Raw genomic sequence first — 22399 nt, 5'->3', positions numbered from 1 at the left:
GGTTCCGCCCCGTGCCACGACGCGGACTCCCTCCGTGGGCTCCTCACCGAGGCGTGCTCACCACCAGATCCCGCTCCCCAAGCGGCGCGAAGCATTCCTCGACGGCCGACTCGCGCACCTCGGCCAGCGTGGGAGGGTTCCACTTCGGCTTGTTGTCCTTGTCCACCAGCACGGCGCGGATGCCCTCGCGGAAGTCCGGCAGCGCGGTGACGTGCTGGCTCAGCCGGTACTCCACGGTGACGGTCTCGTCATAGGGCCGTCCCCTGCACAGCCGCAGCTGGCGCAGCGTCACCTTCAGGCTCGAGGGCGACATGCGCGCCAGCGTGGCCCGTGTCTCCTCGGCCCACGGAGTGCTCTCGGCCGCGAGCGCCGCGAGGATGTCCTCGACGCGGTCCTTCGAGAAGCACCGGTTGATGGCCTCGCGATTCGCGCTCAGCGGTGACGGCCCGGGCTCGGAGGCAAAGCCAGACAGCACCCGCGTGGCCACCTCGCGCGAGTCCCCCGCGCTCCAGTCCGCCGCCGCGAGCGCCTCCACCACCGCGTCCAGCTTGTCGTGCGTCACGTGCTGCGTCCCATATCCGAGCCACATCGCATCCGCGGCGTTGCTCCGCACGCCCGTGAGTCCCAGGTACGTGCCCGCCTCGCCGGGGAAGCGCGGGAGGAACCAGCCGCCACCGACGTCGGGGAACAGGCCAATCGCCGTCTCGGGCATGGCGAGCACCAGCCGCTCGGTGACGACGCGGTGCGAGCCGTGTACCGACAGCCCGAGCCCTCCGCCCATGCTGATGCCGTCCACGAGCGCGATGTACGGCTTGGGGTAGTGGTGGATGAGGTGGTTGAGCCGGTACTCCTCGCGGAAGAAGGCGCTCGAGAGCGGTTCCTGTCCCTCGGGAGCGGGCGAGGCCAGGGACTGAGCCACGGCGCGCACGTCGCCACCGGCGCAGAAGGCCCGGCCACCGGCACCACGAACCACCACGGCCTTCACCTGGGAGTCACGTGCCCAGGACTCGAGCGCCGGGTGCAGCGCGCGAATCATGCCCAGGTCGAGCGCGTTGAGCGCCTTGGGGCGATTGAGCGTCACCAGGCCCACGGGCCCGCGCTTCTCCAGCAGCACATCCGAGTTCATGCCGCCGGGGATAGCACGCCGCGGGCGCTCAGCGCTTGCGCGCCAGCACCGCCAGCGTCACCGTCGCCTTCGACACGAGCTTCTCCTCGCCTCGGGCCACGGCGTACACCTCGGACTCCACCACGGACAGCGTCCTGCCGGCGCGCAGCACCTGGGCCCGGCACCGCAGCTCCTGGCCCACCGCCGCCTGGAGCAGGTTCATGGTGAAGCCCGTGGTCAACACCATCTGGTCCTCGGCGATCAGCGAGCCCGCCGCCGAGCCCGCCGTATGGTCCGCCATCGTCGCCTGCACGCCCATGTGGATGACGTCGTCCTGCTGCAGGTGCCGGGGCGCCACCGTCAACCGAGTCTCCACCCGTCCGGGGTGGATGCTCACCAGCTCGTAGCCCACGTCCATGACGAAGGCCGCCTTGCGGAAGATCTCCTCCACCCTGCGGGCGTAGTCCGGGTTCCTCGGCTCCATCGTGGGCTCCTACTTGCGCAGGCGCGCCACGACTTCAATCTCGACGCGCGCCCCCATCGGGAGCCCCGCCACCGCCACGGTCGTCCGGGCCGGGTAGGGTTGGGCGAACTGCTTCGCGTACACCGCGTTCATCGCCGCGAAGTCGGCCATGTTCACGAGGTACACGTTCACCTTCACCACCTCGTCCATGGAGCTGCCCACGTCGGCCAGCACCGTGGCGATGTTCTTGAACACCTGCGCCGTCTGCGCCGACACATCTCCGGCGATGAGCTTCCCGGTGCTCTCGTCCAGCCCCACCTGGCCGGACAGGTACACGCGGTCTCCATCCCTCACCGCGTGCGAGAACGGGAGCGCGGGGGCGGGCAGCCTGGGACTGTTGATGCCTTCACGCATACGACGAGCCTCCTCGGGTTGATTCGGGGCGAGCCGCTCCGGCTCGAGGCCCGGTGCGTACGCTGCCCCGAGCCTCCGTGTCCAATGCGATGAGCGTCATTACTTGATGAGCGACATCCAGCCGTGGCGGTCCGGCTGTGTACCGTACTGGATGCCCGTGACGGTTTCGTAGAGGCGCTGGGAGACCTCTCCCACCTTGCCGTCGCCGATGCGCAGCTCGCCGTCCTGGAAGCCCAGGCCGCCCACCGGCGAAATCACCGCCGCCGTGCCCGTGCCGAACACCTCGCGCAGCTCGCCCTTCTTGTGCGCCTCGCGCAGCTCGGCGATGGACAGCTTGCGCTCGCTCACCTTCATGCCCCAGTCGCGCAGCAGCGTCAGCACGCTCTCGCGCGTAATCCCCGGCAGGAAGGTGCCATCCAGCGGCGGGGTGACAATCTCGTCCCCGATGCGCACGAAGAGGTTCATCGTGCCCACCTCTTCAATGTACTGGTGCTCGAGCGCGTCCAGCCACAGCACCTGCGCGTAGCCGCGCTTCTTGGCCTCCACCGACGCCTTCAGGCCCGCCGCGTAGTTGGCCGCTGCCTTCGCGCCACCCAGGCCTCCGGGCGCCGCGCGCGTGTGCTGCTGCTCCACCCAGATGCGCACCGGCTCGGCGCCGCCCGCGAAGTAGCTGCCCACCGGGCTGAGGATGACGAAGAAGATGTACTTGTCCGCCGGCCGCACGCCCAGGAACGGCTCCGACGCAATCACCACCGGCCGCACGTACAGCGACGTGCCCGGCGCGCTCGGCACCCAGTCCGCCTCCACCTTCACCAGCGCTTCAATGGCTTCGCGTGCCTGCTCGGGGGGCACCGGCACCATGGCCAGCCGCTCGGCGCTCGCCGCCAGGCGCTTGCAGTGGTCCCCAATCCGGAACGCGCGCAGCTGCCCGTCCTGCCCGCGGAACACCTTCGAGCCGTCGAACACCGCCTGCGCGTAGTGCAGCACCGCCGCGCCCGGGTCCAACCCCATGGGCCCATGCGGGAGGATGCGCGCCTGGTGCCACCCGCGCTCCGGCGCGTAGTCCATCCGGAACATGTGGTCGGTGAAGTACTTGCCGAAGCCGAGCCCTTCCGCGGCGGGCTTGGGCTTGGGGGTGGCGACGCGCTGGACCTCGATGGGCAACATGCTTCGGCTCCTCGTGCTGAGGGGACGGGGTGCCTTCCGTCCGGGGCCCGGGCTTGCCCCAGTGGCTCGCGCTTCCCTCCGGAACTTTCGTGACAATCCCGGGAAGAATCGAGACAATCAGTTACGTTGGCAGCGGTATTCCGTCAAGTGTATCGATTGTCACCATGACAAGTTGGATGCCGGAGCTGCGGGGACGCAACGGGCCGCTGTACAGGGCCATCGCGGATGCGCTCTCCGAGGACATTGACGCAGGGCGTCTCACGCCGGGCACCCGGCTGCCCACGCACCGGGAGCTGGCGGAGCGGGTGGGGGTCACGGTGGGGACGGTGACGCGCGCGTACGCCGAGGCCGAGAAGAGGGGACTGGTGAGCGGAGAGGTGGGCCGGGGGACGTACGTGAGGGACCGGACGGTGCCCGCGCACATGCCCACGCCGATGGAGCTGGCCCACGACGACGCCCCGGTGGAGCTGGGCATCAACGCCCCCGCGACGCCCGAGGGGGACCCGACGGGACAGGCGCTGCGCCGCTCGCTGGAGGAACTGGGCCGGACGCCGAGGCTGGCGGATCTGCTCGCCTACCAGCCTGCGGCGGGGACGACGGCGCACCGGGTGGCGGGAGCGGCATGGGCCTCGCGCTTCGGGCTGGAGGTGAAGCCGGAGCAGGTGGTGGTGTGCGCGGGAGGACAGCACGCCATGGAGGTGGCGCTGGCGGCGCTCACCAAACCGGGGGACACGCTGGCCACGGAGGCGCTCACCTATCCGGGCATCAAGGTGCTGGCGAGGCGCTTCCAGCTGCGGTTGCAGAGCATCGCCATGGACGCGCAGGGGCTGGTGCCCGAGGCGCTCGAGGCGGCGTGCCGCTGCGGCACGGTGCGCATCCTCTATACCCAGCCCACGTGCCACAACCCCACGGGGGCGGTGATGCCGGAGGAGCGGCGGCAGCGGGTGGCCGAGGTGGCGCGCCGCCACGGGGTGCTGGTGCTGGAGGACGACTCGTACGGGCTGCTGCCGGAGCGGAGGCCGCCGCCGCTGGCCTCGTACCTGCCGGAGGCGAGCTACTTCATCGCGGGGGTGTCGAAGCTGCTCACGCCGGGGCTGCGCATCGGCTACCTGGTGGCGCCGGCGAAGGCGAGGGGCGAGCGCCTGGCGGAGGAGGTGGGGCTGGCCTCGCTGATGACGACGCCGCTGATGGCGGAGGTGCTGGCGCGCTGGGTGGAGGACGGCACGGCGGACGAGCTGGTGGTGCGTCAGCGGCAGGAGGTGGCGGACCGGTTGGATTTGGTGCGCGCGATGCTGGGGCGCGGGGTGCAGCGTGGGTCGACGGTGCCGCTGTACCACCTGTGGCTCGGGCTGCCGGAGGGGCGGCGGAGCGAGGAGTTCGTGGCGCAGGCGAGGCGCAACGGGGTGTCGGTGACGTCGGCGGAGCTGTTCACCACGGGGCCCGGGCCGGTGCCGGCGGCGGTGCGGGTGTGCATCGGAGCGCCGCGCACGCGCGTGCAGCTGGAGCGAGGCCTACGGCGGCTGCGCGAGGTGCTCGATGCCGGTCCCGAGCCCCTGGCCGCCATCGTGTGAGCCGGGCGCCCGGGTCTCACTACGTGGTTGTTTGCTCGTGGCTCACGGCAACTCTCCGAGAGAGGCTCCCAGGGAGTACTAGCTCTCCCGCAGCGACTCAAAGGCCTGATCCGCGAATCGGGTGTCGAGCGACACAAGCGCGCGGTACTCCTCAAGGGCCAGCGAGGGAGCGGGAGAGGCCCCATGGTCACTCCTAGAACTTGCTGTTCGCGTTCTTCCACTGGTCGCGAGCCGGGATGGCCTCGATGGTGTCCCAGTGCTCGGCAATCTTGCCGTTCTCGACGCGGAACAGGTCGTAGAACGACGTGTGCTTGCCGCCGAAGCTGCCCTCGCTCACCGCCAGCACGAAGTTGCCCTCACCGAGCACCTTGTGGACCCGGTCGTACTTCATGCTGATGCCAGCCTTGGCCATGGCCTGGAGCGCCTGTCCCAATCCGGAGAGACCGTCCGCGATCTGCGGGTTGTGCTGGATGTAGTTGTCTCCGTTGAAGTAGCCCGCGAGCTTCTCCATCCGGCCGTTGACGAGGATGTCGTCCACGAAGGAAGCCACGAGCTTCTTGTTGGCCTCGGTCTTATCGAGGTCGGTGGCCTGGGTGGGACCGTCGAGCATCGTGTGGCCGCTCGGGTTGGGGCTGGCCGGCTTCTCCTGGAGGTTGTCCCAGTGCTCGACGATCTTCCCGTTCTCGAAGTGGAAGATGTCGAAGCCAATCTTGGGCCCGAAGAAGTTGTAGTCGGTGTGGGCGAAGACGAGGCTGCCGTCCTGGAACACCCGTGCGGTGCTCACCCGGGCCGAGCCCTTGGGCAGGGCCTGCAGGAGCGCGCCGAAGCCGGCGAGGCCGTCCGCGGCCGCCAGGTTGTGCTGGATGTACCTCTCCGGGTTGATGACGGCGACGGGGGCGCTCTCTCCGGTCTCGATGGCCTTGAGGAGGTCCACAACCTGCTGCTTCTGATTCTGCTGTGCGGTGTTCATCAGGGGGGTCGTGCTTTCGGTGCGTTGGGTGGGGATGGAGGAGGCGCAGGCGCTGAGCGAGGCCGTCGCGACGAGCGCCGCCAGGGTGAGGGAGGAGGTGCTGCTCGACTGCTTGCGAGAGGGGTGCATGTGCATTCCAGGGGACTGCGGGGGTTGAACTGAAACCACGAATGTTACGAATCGGGGCAAAAAAAGAGGCTCCGCCCCTCACCTGCGGGCGAGCGTTCCTAGCTCCTTGTTCCTATCTCCTTGACGAGGTCCGCCACGGTCGTGCGCTCGAGGTCCTTCTCCAGCGCGAGCTGTGCCTCCTCGAAGTGCCCGGTGAGGGCTGCTTGGATGGTGCTCCCCACGGGACAGAGGGGATTCGGAGTGTTGCTGTGGAGGGGAAAGAGCGTGCCACCCTCCACGGCCCGGTAGATGTCCCGCAGGGTGATTCCCTTGGGAGGCCGCGTGAGCTGCCAGCCACCTCCAGCGCCGACCTGCGAGGTGACCAGCCGGGCGTCCCGCAGGAGCGCCAGCAACCGCCGGATGACCACTGGGTTGGTGTTCACGCTCCCGGCGATGTACTCCGACGTCATCTGCTCCCCCCCTCCATGGGCGAGCAGCGTGAGGATGTGGATGGCGACGGTGAATCGGCTGCTGGTGTTCATCGGCGGACTCGAACTGTAACCAAGTTAGTTTCCGATTGCGCCCGTGTCAAGATGGCCTTTGCCACGTCCCCCCGACCGGTGCCTGTCATCAACGCATGGCGATGAACGCCAGGAATGCAGTTGCGCTGAGCTGGCGGGTTGTTGAATCGGGCTGCGAAATCTGGGCTCAGGGGGATACCTTGGGTTTTGCCTCTTCAGGTGCAGTGAGCTGAGCCGTCCCTTCTGTTGGAGTGGACGCCCGGAGCGTGCGGGTGGGCAGCGACTCGCGGAGCGCGGCCGGAACGTGGCGGCGCAGGCTCTCATCCCTGGCGACGACGGCCGCGCAGAGCTCGGCATCGCGCAGGGCATGGGGCACGTCGACAATCGCTTCGGGATGGGCGGCGACCACCTCGCGGCACATCTTCGCGTCGCGCAGGGCGAGGGGGATATGGGCCAGCAGGCCCCTGGCATTCCATTTGTCGATCCCGGACACCGCGGTGCGGCACAACTCCTCGTCGCGCCATGCGTCTGGAACGTCGGACAACCGGCCGCGAGCGTTGTCTGTCTTCCTGGCGCGAAGGGCCTCCAGACAGAGAGCACGGTCCCGGAGCGCGAAGGGAACATACCGCAATGCCTCATCCCATCCCGCGCCTTCGGCGGCGACGGCGGCTTGGCACATCTCCGCGTCCCGGAGCGGGTCGGGAACGAAGCCCAGTTGATCTCCACGCCCGCGCACGGCGGTCAGACACATCTCGCGGTCTCGCAGACCCTCGGGAACGCTGGCGAGGCTCAATGCGTCTCGAGCCACGTTCAGCAGACAGACCTCGCGGCTCAGGAATTCCTCTGGCACCTTGTCCAGCAGGACTCCTCGCGTCGCGATCTCCAGACATGTCTCGAGATCTCTCAGGATGTGGGGCGCCAGCCCGGGGTCGAAGCGCCGTTTCCGAGACGCTTCCAGACAGCGCTCGCGCGTCCGCTCCGCGAACGGAAGCTGGGCGAGCTCGTCCTCGAGCAGGCCCTGGACATGCGCGGCGTTCATGTCCACTCCTGCGGCGGTGGCGAGCGTTGTGCGCAGCTCCGGTGGTGTGAAGTACAACGCGTGGTCCTCCGAGCGCACCGCCACGGCGCAGAGCTCGAAGTCCCTCATCTCCAGCGGAACGAACTCCAGGGTGCAGCCCCGCCGCTCGAGCGCCGCCAGGTAGAGCTCGCGATCCCGATGGCACTCGGGTGTGAAGGCGATTTGATAGCCATCATTGTCCAATGCGAGGAGGCACGTCTTCCTGTCACGCAGCGCCCAGGGCGTGTACTCGAGCCGCTCCCCTCCCGTCTCGAAGGCCAGGCGGCACAGCTCGGCATCACGCAGGGCGAAGGGAACGAACCTCAGCATGTGTCCACGTCTCACCGCCTCCAGGCACAGCTCCCGGTCCCTGTGCTCGTCGGGGACGTCTTCGAGCGAGGCCCCGTTCCCGAGCGCGGCGAGGCAGAGCGCCCGGTCCCTCAGGGAGAAGGGCACGTAGCACAGGGCCCGGCCTTCGCTCCGCACGGCCGTGAGGCAGAGCTCCCGGGTCCGCAGCGCCTCGGGGACGTAGGCGAGGTTGTCTCCGTCATGTGCGACGGCCAGTCGGCACGACTCCGCGTCGCGGCGCTCCTCGGGGAGGTGGTACAGGGGCAGGCCCCAGTCGGAGAGCGCCGAGCGGACCGCCTCGTCAGAGAGGGCTCCCTGCTCCCGGGCCAGCGGCTCCAGCGCGAGGACGAGGCCCTGGAGGCCCGCCGCCTCGAGCCGGGAGAGATGGGGCCCGAGCACCTCGAGTACCTCCACCGGCCCGTCGGCGGCATCGTGGAAGCTGTCGGAGGGCGCGTGGAACTGGAACTTCGCTCCCTTGACGATGAAGACGACGAGCGGCCCACTCCGGGTGTACTCGGCGAAGGCGTTGTCCTCCTCCGCCGCCGTGCACCAGCGCGTGCCCCGGCCCCACCACATGGCCGCGGCCCGGGTCCGCGGGATGGCGACGAGCAGTTCCTCGTCCTCGTGAAGGACACGGCTTTCCGCGCGGGCCTCCTCCCGCTCCGCGGCGGCTCGGGCGCGTCTGGAGGGGGACTCGGCCAGAGGGGCGATGGCCCGCCACAGGGATGGCAGGTCCTCGTAGGCGGTCAGGGCGCGCTGGCGCTCGGGCAGGCGGTTGCGCACGCGACGGAACAGGTGGAGCGTTTCCGGCACCTTGTAGAGGTCCTCGGCCAGGAGGCGTTCCGACAGATAGAGCCGCAATACCCACTCGAGGTGCGGCTTGCCCGCGGTGGGATCGGCCTCGGCGAAGCGTGCGAAGAGCGCCGCCGCGCCTCCGGCGGCCCAGGTGCGCTCCGGTCCGTGCTCTCGCGCCAGGAAGGTCCGCAGCAAGGCCGCGGCGTGGGTCTCGCGAAGATGCTCGAGACGGTTCATGGCACCACTTTAAGGGTGTCCGCTCGCGGACGTCCCGGCGGAGTGCGGGCCAGACAATGGCCCTGCCCGGACGGATGCCCTCCGGGCCCTACCTCTAATGTCAGATGAGTGGATAGATTGGAGAGGTGACGGCGGGGCACCGACTCGCCCTGGCCGGGGGAACCAGGAGGCGTGGCGATGGGAAACGGGAAGAAGCCGGCAACCTACGAGGACATCGAGGCCCTGCCGGTCGGGTGGGTGGGGGAGATTCTGGAGGACGAGCTGTGGGCCTCGCCCAGGCCGGCCATGGGTCACGCTCATGCGTGTTCCGTGCTGGGCGCCAGGCTGGTCAACCCCTTCTCGCTGGGGAGCGGAGGGCCCGGCGGATGGTGGATTCTCTACGAGCCGGAGCTGCACCTCGGCCGGGACATCCTCGTGCCGGACCTGGCCGGATGGCGCCGCGAGCGCATGCCCAGGCCACCGTCTCCCGAGGAGCCCTTCGTGACGTTCGCTCCGGACTGGGTGTGCGAGGTGCTCTCGCCGTCCACGGTCGCCGTTGACCGGACCCGCAAGCTGCCCATCTACCACCGCGAGGGCGTGACGCACGCATGGCTCATCGATCCACTCGCGCACACCCTGGAGGTCTTCCGGCGCGAGTCCTCCGGCTGGCTGCTCACCGCGACGCACGCGGGAGACGAGCAGGTGCGTGCCGAGCCTTTCGACGCGGTGCCGCTCGGGCTGGGCGCGCTCTGGCTGGCTCGCACGAACCGGTGACCTTCCGGAGTCCTCCAGGGGTGAGCCGCTGAGACGGTGGTCTCTCATTCAGGATGGCCCTGGTGGCCGGGGCGAGTGCGTCTCCACTCGGAGGACGGTGGCGGAAGGAGTTGGCAGGACGGTTGCTGATGCGGCTCCCCGCAACGTCCGCTGGCCAGGTGCCAGCTTCGAGGGAGTCATCGTCCATGCGTCGAGGTGTCGGGGAAGTCGGTGGGAAGCCAGGTTCGCCGTGGCTGCTGGGGTGTCTGTGGATGGCGTGTGTGGCTATCGGCTGTGGGGCCGTGGAGCCGGCCAGGAGCACGTGCGCGCCCGAATTGGGCCATGACTGTGTTGAAGGCCAGGTCTGTGTGGAGGGGTTGTGTGTCGATGCGCCGGAGCCCGAGGAGAAGTGCGTCGCGGGAGCGAAGCGCTCCTGCGAGGAAGGCTGCTCGGGAGTCCAGACGTGCGGCGCTGATGGGTCGTGGGGTTCATGCGAGACGTGCGGACAGGGCCAGCGGTGTGTGAGCGGCCAGTGCGTCTGCAATCCGGAGTCGTGCAAGGATGGCTGCTGTCAGGGGAATACCTGCGTGCCGGGTACGGCCCCGTCGGCCTGTGGAAAGGGCGGCGCGGCATGCGAGAGCTGCTCGGGCCTGTGTGATGCGTCCCGGAAGACGTGCGTGGGCTGCATCAATGACAGCCAATGCGGCGGCCCGACGCCCCGGTGCGATACGGGGACCGGCACCTGCGTCTGCTCGAAGTCGGAGCAGGCCGAGAGCCGGTGCACCGATGGGCAGGACAATGATTGCGATGGGCTCGCCGATTGCGCCGACCCGGACTGCAACGCGAAGACCTGCGGCGCCAATGGCCGGGTCTGTGGCAACTCCGGCTGTGTCTGTCCGGGAGGCTCCACCGAGCTGGCGTGCGGTGATGGTAAGGACAACGACTGTGATGGGCTGGTGGACTGCGCCGATCCGGACTGCAACACGCGCTCCTGCGGCACGACGGGCAAGGTCTGTGGCGGCACGGCCTGCACCTGCCCGGGAGGCTCCACCGAGCTGGCGTGTGGCGACGGCAAGGACAACGACTGTGATGGGCTGGTGGACTGCGCCGACCCGGATTGCAATGCGAAGACCTGCCGAGGGGCGGCCGGCGTGTGCGACTCGGAGGAGGTGTGCACGGGAGGTGTCTGTCCCGCGGACAAGCGCATCGGCAATGACGTCATCTGCCGGCCCTCACGGGGCGTGTGCGACGTCGAGGAGCGGTGTGATGGCTCGAGCACCGCGTGCCCCGCGGATCGCAAGGTGACGGCGGGGACGGTGTGCCATGCCTCGGCGGGCGCGTGCGATCCGGCCGAGACCTGCGACGGCGTCAACCCGGCGTGCCCGGCCAACAGCTACCATCCCTCGGGGTACGTGTGCCGCGCGGTGCGTGGGGAGTGCGACGTCGCGGAGCAGTGCACGGGTTCGAGTCCCTTCTGCCCCAACGACGTTGTCGACAGCGGCAGGTGCAATGATGGGAAGGCCTGCACCACTGATACCTGTGGGACCGATGGCATGTGCCACTACATCCAGATCGGCGTCTGCCGCTGAGCAGGCTGAGCACCATCTGACGGGCGAGCGCGCCCGCATGCCCCCCCGGATTCCGCGCGCCTTCCGGCCGGGTTCTGCTCGGACTGGTCCGACCATCGGACCAGTCCGCGAAGACAGCAACCGGAAGGTCTCGTGAACCCGCTCAGGAGTTGACGGCTCGAGGCGGGGCCTCGGTCTCGAGGTAGGCCAGGAGCGGCTCGAGGAATGGGGTGAGCCGCTTGTAGGCGCTCGTCTCCGGGGGCACGGAGCGCAGCACGGCGGCGAGGCGGCGGCGGCGCGCGGGGTCCTCCACCTCGGTGGCCACCGGGGCGCGGTACGTGTGGATGGTGAAGAGGATGGCGCCCGTGCGTGGCATCAGCGAGAGCGTCTGCCGCTCCAGTCTCAGGAAGCAGCGCTCTCCCGCGTCACGCGCGGTGATGCCGTCGAACAGGTGTCTCCACTCGGGCAGGGTCCAGGGCTCGAGGTCCAACCGGTTGGTGACGGTGATGGCCCAGTTCACGCGGGTGACGGTGCGGCCCGGCTTGAGCCCCTCCATCAGGCGCACCGTGGAGGTGCCCAGCTTCGGGCCGAAGCCCGGCACCGGCGCGTGGATGTCGAGCATCGAGCGTCCCATCTTCTCATCCAGGCTCCACATGGACGGGAAGCACAGGTGCCCGGCCACCATGGGCAATCCCTCGCGCGTGCCGTCCATCACCAACAGGTCCTCCTGCACCTGCCGGCCCAGCCAGTCGAGCGGGGCCAGGGGAAGGCTGTCCGCCTCTCCAGGGGTGAAGTGCGTCTCCGTGCCGAGCAGGTGGTTGCGCCAGCGCCAGCGCTCGCCCTCCACGTCCAGGGCGAAGTGCCGGGGGTGCTGGCGCGCCATGAGGGGCAGCAGCTCCGTCACGGTCTCCCACTGGTGGGGCTCCGTGCCGGGCCAAGCCTGGAAGCGGGCGCGGGGATTGGTGGCGAGCATGGACGCCTTGAGCGCGACTTCATCGCGGTAGTGCGGCTCGTCCACCTCGATGAGGAACTCGTCGGGCCGCAAGGCGCGCACGCCCAGCGTCATCACGTAGCTGTCCTGCTCGAAGGGAAAGTAGGGCAACACGGCGTCGGCTCCTCCTGACGTAAGTCTAGTCCAGCTCGGGCGGCCGGACAGGGGAGCCCCCCGGCGGCTGTTCTCTGGGCGGAACGGGCTGCCAGGCCCGCTCGGGGTCCGGCTCTCCCGCTCCATCCGGGTGCCTACGTTGACGGTGCGGAGGTTCGGCTTGAGCGGAGGCATGCCAGCAGCGCGGGGCCCGGAGCGCCCGGACGTACCTCCGGGGGCGGGCGCGCGCTCGGGTGTGCCCCTGCTCATGGTGTTCCCCGTCCCTCCGCGCAGCTCTTCGCGAGGACTCGTGCCATGAGTGGAAACGTCAGCGACTACATGCTCTACCGGCTCGGCCAATGGGGCGTCCGGCGTGTCTATGGCTACCCGGGGGATGGCATCAACGGCATCCTCGGAGCGCTCGGCCGCAACGCCGAGCTCCAGTTCATCCAGACGCGCCACGAGGAGATGGCGGCCTTCATGGCCTGCGCCCATGCCAAGTTCACCGGCGAGCCGGGCGTGTGTCTGGCCACCTCGGGCCCCGGTGCCATCCACCTGCTCAACGGCCTCTATGACGCGAAGCTGGACCACCAGCCCGTGGTGGCCATCGTGGGCCAGCAGAAGAGCATGGGGTTGGGGGGCAACTACCAGCAGGAGGTGGACCTGCCGGTGCTCTTCAAGGACGTGGCGTCCGAGTACTGCGTCATGGTGTCCCACCCCTCGGCCGTCCGCCACGCGGTGGACCGGGCCCTGCGCATCGCCCGGACCGAGCGCACGGTGACGTGCATCATCATCCCCAACGACGTCCAGGAGCAGGAGTACAAGCCGCCTCCCCACGTGCATGGTTCCGTCCACTCCAGCGTGGGCTACTGCGAGCCGCGCATCGTGCCTCGGGAGCAGGACCTCAAGCGCGCCGCGGACGTCCTCAACGCGGGCAAGAAGGTGGCCATGCTCGTGGGAGCCGGAGCCCTGCGCGCGGCGGACGAGGTCATCGAGGTGGCGGACCTGCTGGGCGCCGGTGTGGCCAAGGCCCTGCTGGGCAAGGCGGTGCTGCCGGACGCGCTGCCCTTCGTCACCGGCGCCATCGGGCTGTTGGGCACCAAGCCCAGCTGGGACCTGATGATGGGCTGCGACACCCTCCTCATGGTGGGCACCAGCTTCCCCTACTCGGAGTTCCTCCCGCCCGAGGGCCAGGCGCGCGGTGTGCAGATCGACATCGACGGGCGCATGCTCGCCATCCGCTACCCCATGGAGGTGCCGCTCACCGGTGATTCCAAGGAGACGCTGCGCGCGCTCATTCCGCTGCTCAAGCGCAAGGAGGACCGGAGCTGGCGCGACAGCATCGAGAAGGGCATCCGCCAGTGGTGGAAGGTGGTGGATTCCCGGGCGATGACCGAGGCCAACCCCATCAACCCGCAGCGCGTCTTCCACGAGCTGTCGCCGAAGCTGCCAGAGGGGGCCATTCTCTCCTCGGACTCGGGCTCGTCGGCCAACTGGTTCGCGCGGGACCTCAAGATTCGCAAGGGGATGATGGCGTCGCTGTCGGGCAACCTGGCCACCATGGGCTGCGGCGTGCCGTATGCCATTGGCGCCAAGTTCGCCTACCCGGACCGGCCCGTCATCGCCATGGTGGGCGACGGCGCCATGCAGATGAATGGCAACGCCGAGCTCATCACCATCGCGAAGTACTGGAAGGAGTGGAAGGACCCGCGGCTCATCATCCTGGTGCTCAACAACCGGGACCTCAACCAGGTGACGTGGGAGCAGCGCGTGCTGGCGGGGGACCCGAAGTACCCGGCGTCGCAGGACCTGCCGGACTTCCCCTATGCGCGCTACGCCGAGTCCATTGGCCTGCGTGGCATCCGCGTGGACAAGCCGGACCAGCTTGCCCGCGCGTGGGATGAGGCGCTGAGGGCGGATCGGCCGGTGGTGCTTGAGGCGTACGTGGACCCGGACGTGCCGCCGCTGCCGCCCCACATCACGCTGGAGCAGGCCAAACACTTCACGGAGGCCCTCTTCAAGGGGGACGAGCGGGCGGCCGGCATCATCGCGCAGTCCATCAAGGGACTGGTGGAGCAGCTCAAGCCCCACAAGAGCTAGCGGGGCGTGGGGGATTGCCTCGGGAGAAGGCCTCGGCGAGGGGCCGTCTCCCGAGGTGTTTCGTGAGGGGAGTCGAGGTGTCAACACCCGTGCCGTGAGGGCGGCGCGACTGGACAGGGGCGTGGGCCATGCAAGCAATGGTGTACGAAGGACCCTACCGCGTGTCGGTGGGAAACAAGCCAGACCCGGTCATCGAGCACCCGGACGACGCCATCGTGCGGGTGACGCGCTCGGCCATCTGTGGCTCGGACCTACACCTGCTGCACGGGTTGGTGACCGACACGCGGGTGGGATGCACATTCGGCCATGAGTTCGCCGGCGTGGTGGAGGAGGTGGGCCCCTCGGTGCGCAGCCTGAAGCCGGGGGACCGGGTGGTGGTGCCCTTCAACATCTCGTGCGGCAGCTGCTTCTATTGCAAGCGTGGGCTGTTCGCCAACTGCGAGAACACCAACCCCAACAGTGACCTGGCCTCGGGCGTGTATGGGTATTCGCACACCACGGGCGGCTACGAGGGAGGGCAGGCCCAGTACGTGCGCGTGCCCTTCGCGGACGTGGGGCCGATGAAGATTCCCGACGACATGGAGGAGGAGGAGGTCCTCTTCCTGAGCGACATCCTGCCCACGGGCTACCAGGGGGCGGAGATGGGCAACATCCAGTCCGGGGACACGGTGGTGGTGTTCGGCGCGGGGCCGGTGGGCCTCTTCTCCATGAAGTCGGCGTGGCTGCTGGGGGCGGGCCGCGTCATCGCCGTGGACCACCTCGACTACCGGCTGGAGTTCGCGCGCCTGTACGCCCAGGTGGAGACGCTCAACTTCAAGGAGGAGGAGGACATCATCCTCACCTTGAAAGAGATGACGCAAGGGCGCGGGCCGGACGTATGCGTGGACGCGGTGGGCATGGAGGCCGAGGGCTCCAAGCTGCACAGCATCCTGGGCGTGAAGATGAAGCTGGAGGCGGGGTCGCCCACGGCACTCAACTGGGCGATTCAAGCGGCGCGCAAGGGTGGCACCATCTCCGTCATCGGCGTGTACGGGCCGCCGTGGAACCTGGTGCCGATTGGCACGGCGATGAACAAGGGCCTCACGTTCCGGATGAACCAGTGCAACGTGAAGCGCTACATGCCGCACCTGCTGGAGCACATCCGGGCGGGGCGCATCAACGCCAAGGGCATCATCACGCACCGCTTCCCGCTGGCGGAGATACCGCGAGCGTACGAGCTCTTCGAGAAGAAGCTGGATGGGTGCATCAAGTGCGTGCTGTTGCCGCACGGGCATGCGTGAGGAGACGGGACATGGCCGAGCAAGTGTCGTCCGAGCAGATGCGGAAGGAGATTCCCGGCTGGGGAGTGGATGCGGACCCGAGGAACCGGCCCGGAGTCCCCATGATTCTGAAGCCGCAGGTGCGTGAGGGCGCGCACTGGGAGGTACCGGAGCGCCAGCCACCGCCGCCCTACCCGGTGTTGAAACGGGTGGAATTGAAGGAGCTGACGCCGACGTTCGGAACGGGGGTGCCGCCGAGAGGCCTGAGCGGGGTGCTGCGGCGGGTGGCCTACGACATTCCCGAGCACCTGGTGCGGCACATCCTGTTGCTCCTGCTGGCGGACCGGGTGGACGTGGTGGAGTCGAGGGTGCGCCGCCAGCCGGTGACGTCCCTGGGCGCGCTGTTGGGCCTGGTGGGCGGAGGCTTGTGGTTGGGCCGCCGCCTGCGCGCGTAGTTGCTGGTGGACCGGGTGGGGGTGCGTTACAGCGCGCCCCCACCATGACGAAACGCCGCGCTCTCTGGCTGGTGCCGCTGCTGCTCACGGTGCACAACGCCGAGGAGGCGCTGTTCATCCACCGGGTGCTGCCGCTGCCGGCCGAACACCTCCCCGCGCCGCTGCGAGGACAGGTGCCCGCGGTGACGCTGCCGCAGTTCCTCATCGCGCTCGGCGTGGCGACGGTACTGCCCTATGTAGTGGCGCTGGCGTGTGGCCGGGAGTGGGAGCGCAGGAGGTGGGTGTTCCTGTTGGTGGCCCTCCAGGCGACGATGGCGCTCAATGTCCTGTCGCATGTGGGGTCGGCGGTGATGCTCGGCGGCTATTCACCCGGGCTCGTCACGGCGCTTGCCATCAACCTGCCCTTCTCCGTGTACCTGCTGCGCCGCGCCATCCGCGAGCAGTGGGTGGCGAGCGGATGGTCTCTGCTCGCCGCCGCGGTGGTGATTCACGGCCCCGTGCTGCTCGGAGTGATGGCGCTCGCGGGACTCGTGTCGCGCATCGGGAGCTAGCCCACGCCTGGCGCCTCGCCGCCTCGCGACGGACACTTCCCCGTGTTCGGTTCTGACCGGGAAGGGGGTGCTCTCGCGCCTGTCCTCGAGTGGACTCGCGAGAAGCAGCCTGGTGCACGGACGGGCGGGGGCCCGGAGTTCGCGAGTGAATGCGCGGCGCGGTACGCTCGTCCCCCCGCATGATGCTTCGCAAGCTCCTGCTCCCATTGGTGCTCGCGGTCCTCGGCTCGGCTCCGGCCGTTGCCGCTCCGCGTGAGGCCGTGAGACCCGTGGCGAAGGCGAAGAAGGCCCTCGTGAAGGCCACCGCCTCGAAGAAGAAGCGGCCCCCCGCACGGCTCACCCGTGGACGGCGCGTGGCCCGCCGCGCGGCTTCCCTGGTGGGTGTCTCCCTGGCTCCCTACCGCGTGCCCGATGACTGCTCCGGGCTGGTGCGTCTGGCCTACCAGTCCGCCGGCATCGAGCTGCTCTCGCACGGCACGCTGCCCGGGGAGAACGCGGTGAGCGCCATCTACCGGCGCGCGCAGCGCTCGGGGGCCCTGCACCGGCACACGCCCCGGCCCGGCGACATCGTCTTCTTCCGCGAGACGTATGACCGCAACCGCGACGGCGTGCGCAACGACGGGCTGACGCACGTGGGCGTCATCGAGTCCGTGGAGCGCGATGGCACCGTCGTCTTCGTGCACCGCGGGGGCAGTGGGGTGAAGCGCTCGAGGATGAACCTGCGCCTGCCCTCGCAGCGCGCCCAGGGTGGACGCGTCCTCAACGACTTCATCCGCCGCGCCGAGGGCGGAGAGCGTGCCCGTCTCACCAGCGAGCTCTTCAGCGGCTACGCCTCGGCCTCCCGGCTGTGAGCGGACGCTCCTCTTCCGCGGAGAGGGGGGACGGGGTGAGGGGCTCGTGCCCTTCCGGGTGAGCCGCTGTGCTCCCCAGCGCCCGTGTCGTCCCTGGCATCCGCGTGCGCGGCGCTCCCGAGATGGCAGGAGGAAGCCACGGCGCAGGGGCTGTTGAACAGGGGGAGAATTCCTGCTGGCGGTGCCAGGGTGGGTGAGATGCGGCAGCAGAGGGCGCGGCGAACGATGGAGCGGCTGCTGCGCCTCCAGATGGTGACGAGCAAGCTGTCGCAGGCCCTCACGACCGAGCAGGTGGCCAGCGTCATCGCCCAGCAGGCCGGGCCCGCGATGGGCTCCGCCGAGTGCGCCATCTACCTGCTGAGCGAGCCCGGGGTGCTGCACTTCGTCCAGGTGACGGGACTGCCCCGGGGCGTCTTCGAGCGCTGGAGTCTCCTGCCCCTGGACACACCCGTCCCCATCGCCGAGGCGGCCCGCCGGGTCGAGCCCGTGTGGGTGGAGTCGTTGGGCGCCTTCAGGGAGCGCTACCCGGCCCTCGGGGACGTGCCGCTGCTCCAGCCGCGCGCCCTGGCCTTCCTGCCGCTCGTGGTGGAGCGCCGGTTGCTGGGGGTGATGGCACTCGGCTTCGAGCAGGAGCAGGGCTTCACGCAGGAGGACCGGGAATTCGCCTGCCTCGTCGCGAAGCAGTGCGCGCAGGCGCTGGAGCGCGCCAGCCTCTATGCACGCGAGCGCGAGCTGCGCGAGGAGGCGGAGCGGGTGCGCGCCGAGGCCGAGGAGCACCGCCGCCGGTTGGAAGAGGAGCACCGCCGTCTCCAGGCCGTGCTCCGGCAGATGCCCCACGGCATCATGCTCGTCGAGGCTCCGACTGGGCGGATGACGATGGTCAATGTCCAGACAGAGCGGATGAACCGGGGGCCCCTGCCTCTGGGCTTGCGCCTGGAGGAGTACCTGACCTCCGTCCGGGGCCTCCACCCGGATGGGCGTCCCTATGCCCCGGACGAGTGGCCCGTGGTGCGCGTCCTCGCCACCGGAGAGGCGGTGCGCGGTGAAATCCTGGACATCCTGCGCGAGGACGGCTCGCGCTTCACCGTCGAGGTGAGCGCCGGGCCGGTGCGCGACGCCGAGGACCGGGTGACAGCCGCGGTGGCCATCTTCGAGGACATCACCGAGCGGCTGCGGATGGAGCGCGCCGTGCGTGAGGGCGAGGCCGTGTTCCGCCGCATCATGGAGTCGGGCCTGATGGGGCTGTGCTTCTGCGACCGGGACGGCCTCATCCTCGAGGCCAATGAGGCCTTCCTCTCGCTCGTCGGGCAAGGCCGGGAGGCGGTGCGGCAGGGGCGCCTGCACTGGCGGCAGCTGGTGGTCCCCGAGCACCGGGAGCTTGGCAGGCGCGAGCTGCGCGAGCTGTGGTCGCGCGGGGTGTCCTCCACGTTCGAGATGGAGCTGCTGCGCACGGATGGAGGCCGGGTGCCGGTGATGATGGGCTCGGCGTGGGTGGAGGAGCAGGAGCGCATCCTCACCTACGTGTTGGATTTGTCGGATCTCAAGCGCGCGGAGGGAGCGCTGCGCTTCCTCGCCACGGCCAGCCGCATCCTGGGCCAGTCGCTGGAGCTGACGGACGCCACCCTCCAGGACGTGGCGCGGCTGGCGAGCCGCTCGGTGGCCTCCTGGTGCGTTATCGACCTGACCCCGCTCGAGGGCCGCCCGCGCCGCGTGGCTGTGGCCCACCGCGAGCCGGAGCTCGAGGAGCGGTTGCGCCGGGAGTGGCCGTTGCCCGCGCCGCCGGACTCCGGAGGTCCGCTGCTGGAGGTGATGCATTCGGGCGAGCCGCTGCTCCTGCGGGACTTCGACGCGGAGGGCTGGCGCTCCCTGGCATCGGGGACCACGTGCGCGCGGGCGGAGGGAATGGCGGAGATGGCGTGCTCGGTGCTGGTGGTGCCCTTGCGCTCGCACGAGCGGACCCTGGGCCTGGTGACCCTGGGGGCGTGTGGGCCGTGGCAGCGCTTCGGCCTGGAGGACCTGTCCCTGGGGCAGGAACTGGCGCGCCGGGTGGCGGCCGCGCTGGAGAGCGCGCGGCTCTTCCTGGATTCGCAGCACGCCGTGCGCCTGCGCGACGATTTCCTGGCGGTGGCCTCGCACGAGCTGAAGACGCCGCTCACTCCGTTGCGGCTGCAGGTTCAGAGCCTGAGGCGGATGGTGGAGTCGCGGGGGGATGCGGTCGTGGCCCCCGAGCGCGTGCTACGGGCCGTGCAGGTGTGCGACGCCCAGGTGCGCAAGCTGACGGGGCTGGTGAATGACCTGTTGGACGTGTCGCGGCTGGCGCAGGGGCGGCTGGTGTTGCAGCTGGAGGAGGTGGACCTGCTGTCCATCACGCGGGAGGTGCTCGCGCAGTTCGCCGACGAGGCCGTGCGCGTGGGCTGCCAGGTGGAGCTGCTGGCCGGGACGCCCGTGGTGGGCCGGTGGGACCGGCTGCGGTTGGAGCAGGTGGTGACGAACCTGCTGACCAACGCGCTCAAGTACGGAGCGGGCCGGCCCATCTTCGTGCGTGGCTGGCAGGAGGCGGGCGTGGCACGGCTGTCGGTGCGGGACGAGGGCATCGGCATCGCGCCGGAGCACCGCACGCGCATCTTCGGCAAGTTCGAGCGCGCGGTGTCCGAGCGCCACTATGGCGGGCTGGGACTGGGGCTCCACATCACGCAACAGATTGTGCAGGCGCTCGGAGGCTCCATCGGACTGGAGAGCGAACTGGGGCGGGGCTCGACGTTCACCGTGGAGCTGCCGCTGGGCGTGCGGGATATGCTCGCGACGCCATGATTCTACCCACCCAGCGCCACCTCTTCGACCTGCCGGATGACCTCACGTGGCTCAACTGCGCGTACATGTCGCCGCAGCTTCACGCGGTGAGCGAGGCGGGGGCGGAGGCGGTGAGGCGCAAGGCGAGGCCGTGGCAGCTGAGGCCCGAGGACTTCTTCACCGAGTCGGAGGCGCTGCGAGCCCTCTTCGGGCGGCTGGTGGGCGCGGACGCGGAGGGCGTGGCGCTGGTGCCCTCGGTGAGCTACGGGCTGGCGGTGGCGGCGGCCAACGTGCCGGTGCGAGTGGGACAGAGGTTGCTGGTGCTGGCCGAGGAGTTCCCCTCCAACGTGTACCCGTGGCGCGAGCTGGCGGAGCGCTCGGGGGGGCAGGTGGTCACGGTGCGCAGACCCGAGGACGGGGACTGGACGCGCGCGGTGCTCGGCGAGCTGACGGAGCGCACGGCGCTGGTGGCGGTGCCGCACTGCCACTGGACGGACGGGGGCCTGGTGGACCTGGTGCGGGTGGGGGAGCGGGCGCGCGAGGTGGGGGCGGCGCTGGCGGTGGATGCGACGCAGTCGCTGGGCGCGCTGCCGTTGAACGTGGCCGAGGTGCGGCCGGACTTCCTGGTGGCGGCGGGCTACAAGTGGCTGATGGGGCCCTACAGCCTGGGGTACCTGTATGTGTCACCGCGCTTCCGACAGGGGCGGCCCATCGAGCACAACTGGCTGTTGCGCGGGGGAAGCGAGGACTTCGCGAGGCTGGTGGACTACCGGGACGACTTCCAGCCGGGGGCGAGACGCTTCGACGTGGGCGAGCGCAGCAACTTCGTGCTGGTGCCGATGGCGCTGGAGGCGCTGCGGCAATTGCTTGCATGGGGCGTGGAGGATATCCAGGAGACGCTGCGAGCGCTGACGGAGCGGGTGACGAAGGGGGCGAGGGCGCTCGCGCTGGAGGTGCCACCCGAGTCACTGAGGGCGGGACACCTGGTGGGCCTCAAGCGGCGGGGAGGCTACGGAGCGGACGTGGCGGCGAAGCTGGGGGCGCGCAAGGTGTTTGTGAGCGTGAGAGGGGACAGCATCCGCGTGTCCCCACACCTCTACAACACAGAGGCGGATGTGGACCGGCTGCTGGAGGAACTGGACGCGCTCGTGTGACCGGGGGGGACGCGGAACTCAGGACGGGCGCTCAGATGTCCCTAACAAAACTGGCCGAGTGCCCCAATCAGCCCCTCAGGTAAGAAGGTGGCGAGGGAACTGACTCACGGGACGGGTAGGCCTTCTCGTCCGTGCTGTTTGCGCAGCGATCGCGCGTGAAGCGTACGCCGGCGAAGCTCCTCCCGGGTGAGAGTTGGCCCTCCGGTGACTCGCCAGATATCGCCCACGAGAATTGCCTTCACTAAAGGGCGAGTCACCCCGAACTCTGCGGCTAATTCTCGGAGCGTCACCGTGTTGTCGGCAGCGAATCGCTCTCGCAAGGCGAGCACAGCCTGTGACGTCAGTTTTGCAGCGGGGTTACGCGCCCCCTCCCGGCGTGGGGCGCGCCGGATGTTCTCGACTGCAGGCACCTCCTCCAGGTGCGCGGGCGCTACGCACGCCCTATTTCCGCAGAGATGATCGATGTGATGCCCCTCCTTTGGAGCGCGGCGATGGTGAATGGCCCACGCCACGATGTGAGCCTGCAAGTGCGTGTGTATAGGGGTGCCGTCTGCCGCGCGTAGTCGGAGTTGCACTCTGCCGTAACCGTTCGCCTTAGACACACTTCTCCAGAGGCGGCACCCACCGCCGGCGGGTGCGCTCCGTCGTTCGAGGAGCATAGCGATGTGGCCGCTAGAGGAATCGAGCCACCATGTCTCGGCAGGCGCCGCGTCCACCTCGCGCCATGGGCGTTTGGCCGGTGGGGGAAGAGAAACGAGCCCTTCGACACGGGAGAACCTCGCGCGTCCGTAGGCGATGTCGGCCGCGGCCTGTGCCGAGATGCCAAACCGGCGCCCGATGTCGACCCAACTCTCCCCGGGCCGATGCTTCCGCGCGTACTCGGCGATGCGAAGCACGTCCTCGTCGGATAACTGACGCCGGTCTTCTCCGTTCTCCAAATGATTCGCCTGGGCGAGGTGATCCGGCCGCACGCAGCGCTTTCCCGCGCTGCCCGCCTTCGCTTCGCAAAGGTGCCGCACAACAGGCATTACAAGCGGCTGACCCATGGCCAAGACGAGCGCTACGCGATGAGCCTGCAACTGCATGTGCCCGAGCAGGT

Annotated in this window: 19 protein-coding genes; 10 read left to right on the top strand and 9 right to left on the bottom strand. The window is 69.4% G+C overall.

Features of this window, described 5'->3' with window-relative positions; genetic code table 11:
* Window positions 1–43 precede the first annotated feature (43 nt).
* The 4 genes from DAT35_RS33525 to DAT35_RS33510 all read right to left on the bottom strand — a co-directional run bounded on the left by DAT35_RS33525 (window position 44) and on the right by DAT35_RS33510 (window position 3149).
* On the bottom strand, window positions 44–1126 hold the full coding sequence (locus DAT35_RS33525; protein ID WP_108072796.1) for an enoyl-CoA hydratase/isomerase family protein: 1083 nt from the start codon (window positions 1124–1126) through the stop codon (window positions 44–46).
* 28 nt (window positions 1127–1154) lie between these two features.
* A complete protein-coding gene (locus DAT35_RS33520) occupies window positions 1155–1589 on the bottom strand; it encodes a PaaI family thioesterase (RefSeq protein WP_108072794.1) in 435 nt (144 codons plus the stop codon).
* A gap of 9 nt (window positions 1590–1598) precedes the next feature.
* Complete coding sequence (locus tag DAT35_RS33515; RefSeq protein ID WP_108072791.1) at window positions 1599–1982, bottom strand: RidA family protein; 384 nt, start codon at window positions 1980–1982, stop codon at window positions 1599–1601.
* A gap of 99 nt (window positions 1983–2081) precedes the next feature.
* On the bottom strand, window positions 2082–3149 hold the full coding sequence (locus tag DAT35_RS33510; RefSeq protein ID WP_108072789.1) for a branched-chain amino acid aminotransferase: 1068 nt from the start codon (window positions 3147–3149) through the stop codon (window positions 2082–2084).
* Window positions 3150–3313: 164 nt separating this feature from the next.
* Between DAT35_RS33510 and DAT35_RS33505 the strand changes: the two genes are divergently transcribed.
* Window positions 3314–4720 (top strand): PLP-dependent aminotransferase family protein, encoded by a 1407-nt coding sequence (locus DAT35_RS33505; RefSeq protein WP_108072786.1) that lies wholly within the window; start codon window positions 3314–3316, stop codon window positions 4718–4720.
* A 193-nt stretch (window positions 4721–4913) separates the two neighbouring features.
* Here DAT35_RS33505 and DAT35_RS33500 read toward each other — a convergent pair whose 3' ends face one another.
* From DAT35_RS33500 to DAT35_RS33490, 3 genes are all read right to left on the bottom strand, one after another.
* Window positions 4914–5819: a nuclear transport factor 2 family protein gene (locus tag DAT35_RS33500; RefSeq protein ID WP_108072784.1), complete on the bottom strand. Its 906-nt coding sequence runs from the start codon at window positions 5817–5819 to the stop codon at window positions 4914–4916.
* Window positions 5820–5917: 98 nt separating this feature from the next.
* Window positions 5918–6340, bottom strand: a complete 423-nt coding sequence (locus DAT35_RS33495; protein ID WP_108072782.1) for an Rrf2 family transcriptional regulator — start codon at window positions 6338–6340, stop codon at window positions 5918–5920.
* A 166-nt stretch (window positions 6341–6506) separates the two neighbouring features.
* Window positions 6507–8756 (bottom strand): DUF4116 domain-containing protein, encoded by a 2250-nt coding sequence (locus tag DAT35_RS33490; RefSeq protein ID WP_108072780.1) that lies wholly within the window; start codon window positions 8754–8756, stop codon window positions 6507–6509.
* A gap of 177 nt (window positions 8757–8933) precedes the next feature.
* Here DAT35_RS33490 and DAT35_RS33485 point away from each other — a divergent pair, with 177 nt between their 5' ends.
* Entirely contained in the window at window positions 8934–9509 is a 576-nt protein-coding gene (locus tag DAT35_RS33485) for a Uma2 family endonuclease (RefSeq protein ID WP_108072778.1), read from the top strand.
* Window positions 9510–10075: 566 nt separating this feature from the next.
* Window positions 10076–11077 carry a hypothetical protein gene (locus DAT35_RS33480; protein WP_146209999.1) on the top strand — a complete coding sequence of 334 codons (1002 nt, stop codon included), beginning with the start codon at window positions 10076–10078 and terminating at the stop codon, window positions 11075–11077.
* Window positions 11078–11219: 142 nt separating this feature from the next.
* Here the strand turns inward: DAT35_RS33480 and DAT35_RS33475 are convergent, their stop codons facing one another.
* Window positions 11220–12161 (bottom strand): DUF3445 domain-containing protein, encoded by a 942-nt coding sequence (locus tag DAT35_RS33475; RefSeq protein WP_108072772.1) that lies wholly within the window; start codon window positions 12159–12161, stop codon window positions 11220–11222.
* Between the two features lie 294 nt (window positions 12162–12455).
* Here DAT35_RS33475 and DAT35_RS33470 point away from each other — a divergent pair, with 294 nt between their 5' ends.
* From DAT35_RS33470 to DAT35_RS33440, 7 genes are all read left to right on the top strand, one after another.
* Window positions 12456–14240 (top strand): thiamine pyrophosphate-requiring protein, encoded by a 1785-nt coding sequence (locus DAT35_RS33470; RefSeq protein ID WP_108072769.1) that lies wholly within the window; start codon window positions 12456–12458, stop codon window positions 14238–14240.
* A gap of 128 nt (window positions 14241–14368) precedes the next feature.
* The gene (locus DAT35_RS33465) at window positions 14369–15520 is read left to right on the top strand and encodes a zinc-dependent alcohol dehydrogenase (RefSeq protein WP_108072767.1); all 1152 of its coding nucleotides are present in this window, start codon (window positions 14369–14371) and stop codon (window positions 15518–15520) included.
* An 11-nt stretch (window positions 15521–15531) separates the two neighbouring features.
* Window positions 15532–15954, top strand: coding sequence for a hypothetical protein (locus DAT35_RS33460; RefSeq protein ID WP_108072764.1), 423 nt, complete (start codon window positions 15532–15534; stop codon window positions 15952–15954).
* A 44-nt stretch (window positions 15955–15998) separates the two neighbouring features.
* Complete coding sequence (locus DAT35_RS33455) at window positions 15999–16505, top strand: HXXEE domain-containing protein (protein ID WP_108072761.1); 507 nt, start codon at window positions 15999–16001, stop codon at window positions 16503–16505.
* 179 nt (window positions 16506–16684) lie between these two features.
* The gene (locus DAT35_RS33450; protein ID WP_108072971.1) at window positions 16685–17356 is read left to right on the top strand and encodes a CHAP domain-containing protein; all 672 of its coding nucleotides are present in this window, start codon (window positions 16685–16687) and stop codon (window positions 17354–17356) included.
* 198 nt (window positions 17357–17554) lie between these two features.
* A complete protein-coding gene (locus DAT35_RS33445; RefSeq protein WP_108072756.1) occupies window positions 17555–20167 on the top strand; it encodes an ATP-binding protein in 2613 nt (870 codons plus the stop codon).
* Window positions 20164–21300, top strand: a complete 1137-nt coding sequence (locus DAT35_RS33440; protein WP_108072752.1) for an aminotransferase class V-fold PLP-dependent enzyme — start codon at window positions 20164–20166, stop codon at window positions 21298–21300. Before DAT35_RS33445 ends, DAT35_RS33440 begins: the two co-directional genes overlap by 4 nt.
* A gap of 104 nt (window positions 21301–21404) precedes the next feature.
* Here the strand turns inward: DAT35_RS33440 and DAT35_RS62480 are convergent, their stop codons facing one another.
* Window positions 21405–21959: an HNH endonuclease signature motif containing protein gene (locus tag DAT35_RS62480; RefSeq protein ID WP_369946242.1), complete on the bottom strand. Its 555-nt coding sequence runs from the start codon at window positions 21957–21959 to the stop codon at window positions 21405–21407.
* Window positions 21960–22399: the final 440 nt, after the last annotated feature.

The organism is Vitiosangium sp. GDMCC 1.1324 (genome assembly GCF_003044305.1).
GTDB lineage: Bacteria > Myxococcota > Myxococcia > Myxococcales > Myxococcaceae > Archangium.
Note: the sequence above shows the minus strand (reverse complement) of the source record. Positions and strands in the feature narration are given on the sequence as shown.

Excerpts from the sequence above, each read along its gene's own strand:
- DAT35_RS33525 (WP_108072796.1), bottom strand. The coding sequence starts at position 1,126 with ATGAACTCGGATGTGCTGCTGGAGAAGCGCGGGCCCGTGGGCCTGGTG.
- DAT35_RS33520 (WP_108072794.1), bottom strand. The coding sequence starts at position 1,589 with ATGGAGCCGAGGAACCCGGACTACGCCCGCAGGGTGGAGGAGATCTTC.
- DAT35_RS33515 (WP_108072791.1), bottom strand. The coding sequence starts at position 1,982 with ATGCGTGAAGGCATCAACAGTCCCAGGCTGCCCGCCCCCGCGCTCCCG.
- DAT35_RS33510 (WP_108072789.1), bottom strand. The coding sequence starts at position 3,149 with ATGTTGCCCATCGAGGTCCAGCGCGTCGCCACCCCCAAGCCCAAGCCC.
- DAT35_RS33505 (WP_108072786.1), top strand. The coding sequence starts at position 3,314 with ATGACAAGTTGGATGCCGGAGCTGCGGGGACGCAACGGGCCGCTGTAC.
- DAT35_RS33500 (WP_108072784.1), bottom strand. The coding sequence starts at position 5,819 with ATGCACCCCTCTCGCAAGCAGTCGAGCAGCACCTCCTCCCTCACCCTG.
- DAT35_RS33495 (WP_108072782.1), bottom strand. The coding sequence starts at position 6,340 with ATGAACACCAGCAGCCGATTCACCGTCGCCATCCACATCCTCACGCTG.
- DAT35_RS33490 (WP_108072780.1), bottom strand. The coding sequence starts at position 8,756 with ATGAACCGTCTCGAGCATCTTCGCGAGACCCACGCCGCGGCCTTGCTG.
- DAT35_RS33485 (WP_108072778.1), top strand. The coding sequence starts at position 8,934 with ATGGGAAACGGGAAGAAGCCGGCAACCTACGAGGACATCGAGGCCCTG.
- DAT35_RS33470 (WP_108072769.1), top strand. The coding sequence starts at position 12,456 with ATGAGTGGAAACGTCAGCGACTACATGCTCTACCGGCTCGGCCAATGG.
- DAT35_RS33465 (WP_108072767.1), top strand. The coding sequence starts at position 14,369 with ATGCAAGCAATGGTGTACGAAGGACCCTACCGCGTGTCGGTGGGAAAC.
- DAT35_RS33460 (WP_108072764.1), top strand. The coding sequence starts at position 15,532 with ATGGCCGAGCAAGTGTCGTCCGAGCAGATGCGGAAGGAGATTCCCGGC.
- DAT35_RS33455 (WP_108072761.1), top strand. The coding sequence starts at position 15,999 with ATGACGAAACGCCGCGCTCTCTGGCTGGTGCCGCTGCTGCTCACGGTG.
- DAT35_RS33450 (WP_108072971.1), top strand. The coding sequence starts at position 16,685 with ATGATGCTTCGCAAGCTCCTGCTCCCATTGGTGCTCGCGGTCCTCGGC.
- DAT35_RS33445 (WP_108072756.1), top strand. The coding sequence starts at position 17,555 with ATGCGGCAGCAGAGGGCGCGGCGAACGATGGAGCGGCTGCTGCGCCTC.
- DAT35_RS33440 (WP_108072752.1), top strand. The coding sequence starts at position 20,164 with ATGATTCTACCCACCCAGCGCCACCTCTTCGACCTGCCGGATGACCTC.
- DAT35_RS62480 (WP_369946242.1), bottom strand. The coding sequence starts at position 21,959 with ATGCTCCTCGAACGACGGAGCGCACCCGCCGGCGGTGGGTGCCGCCTC.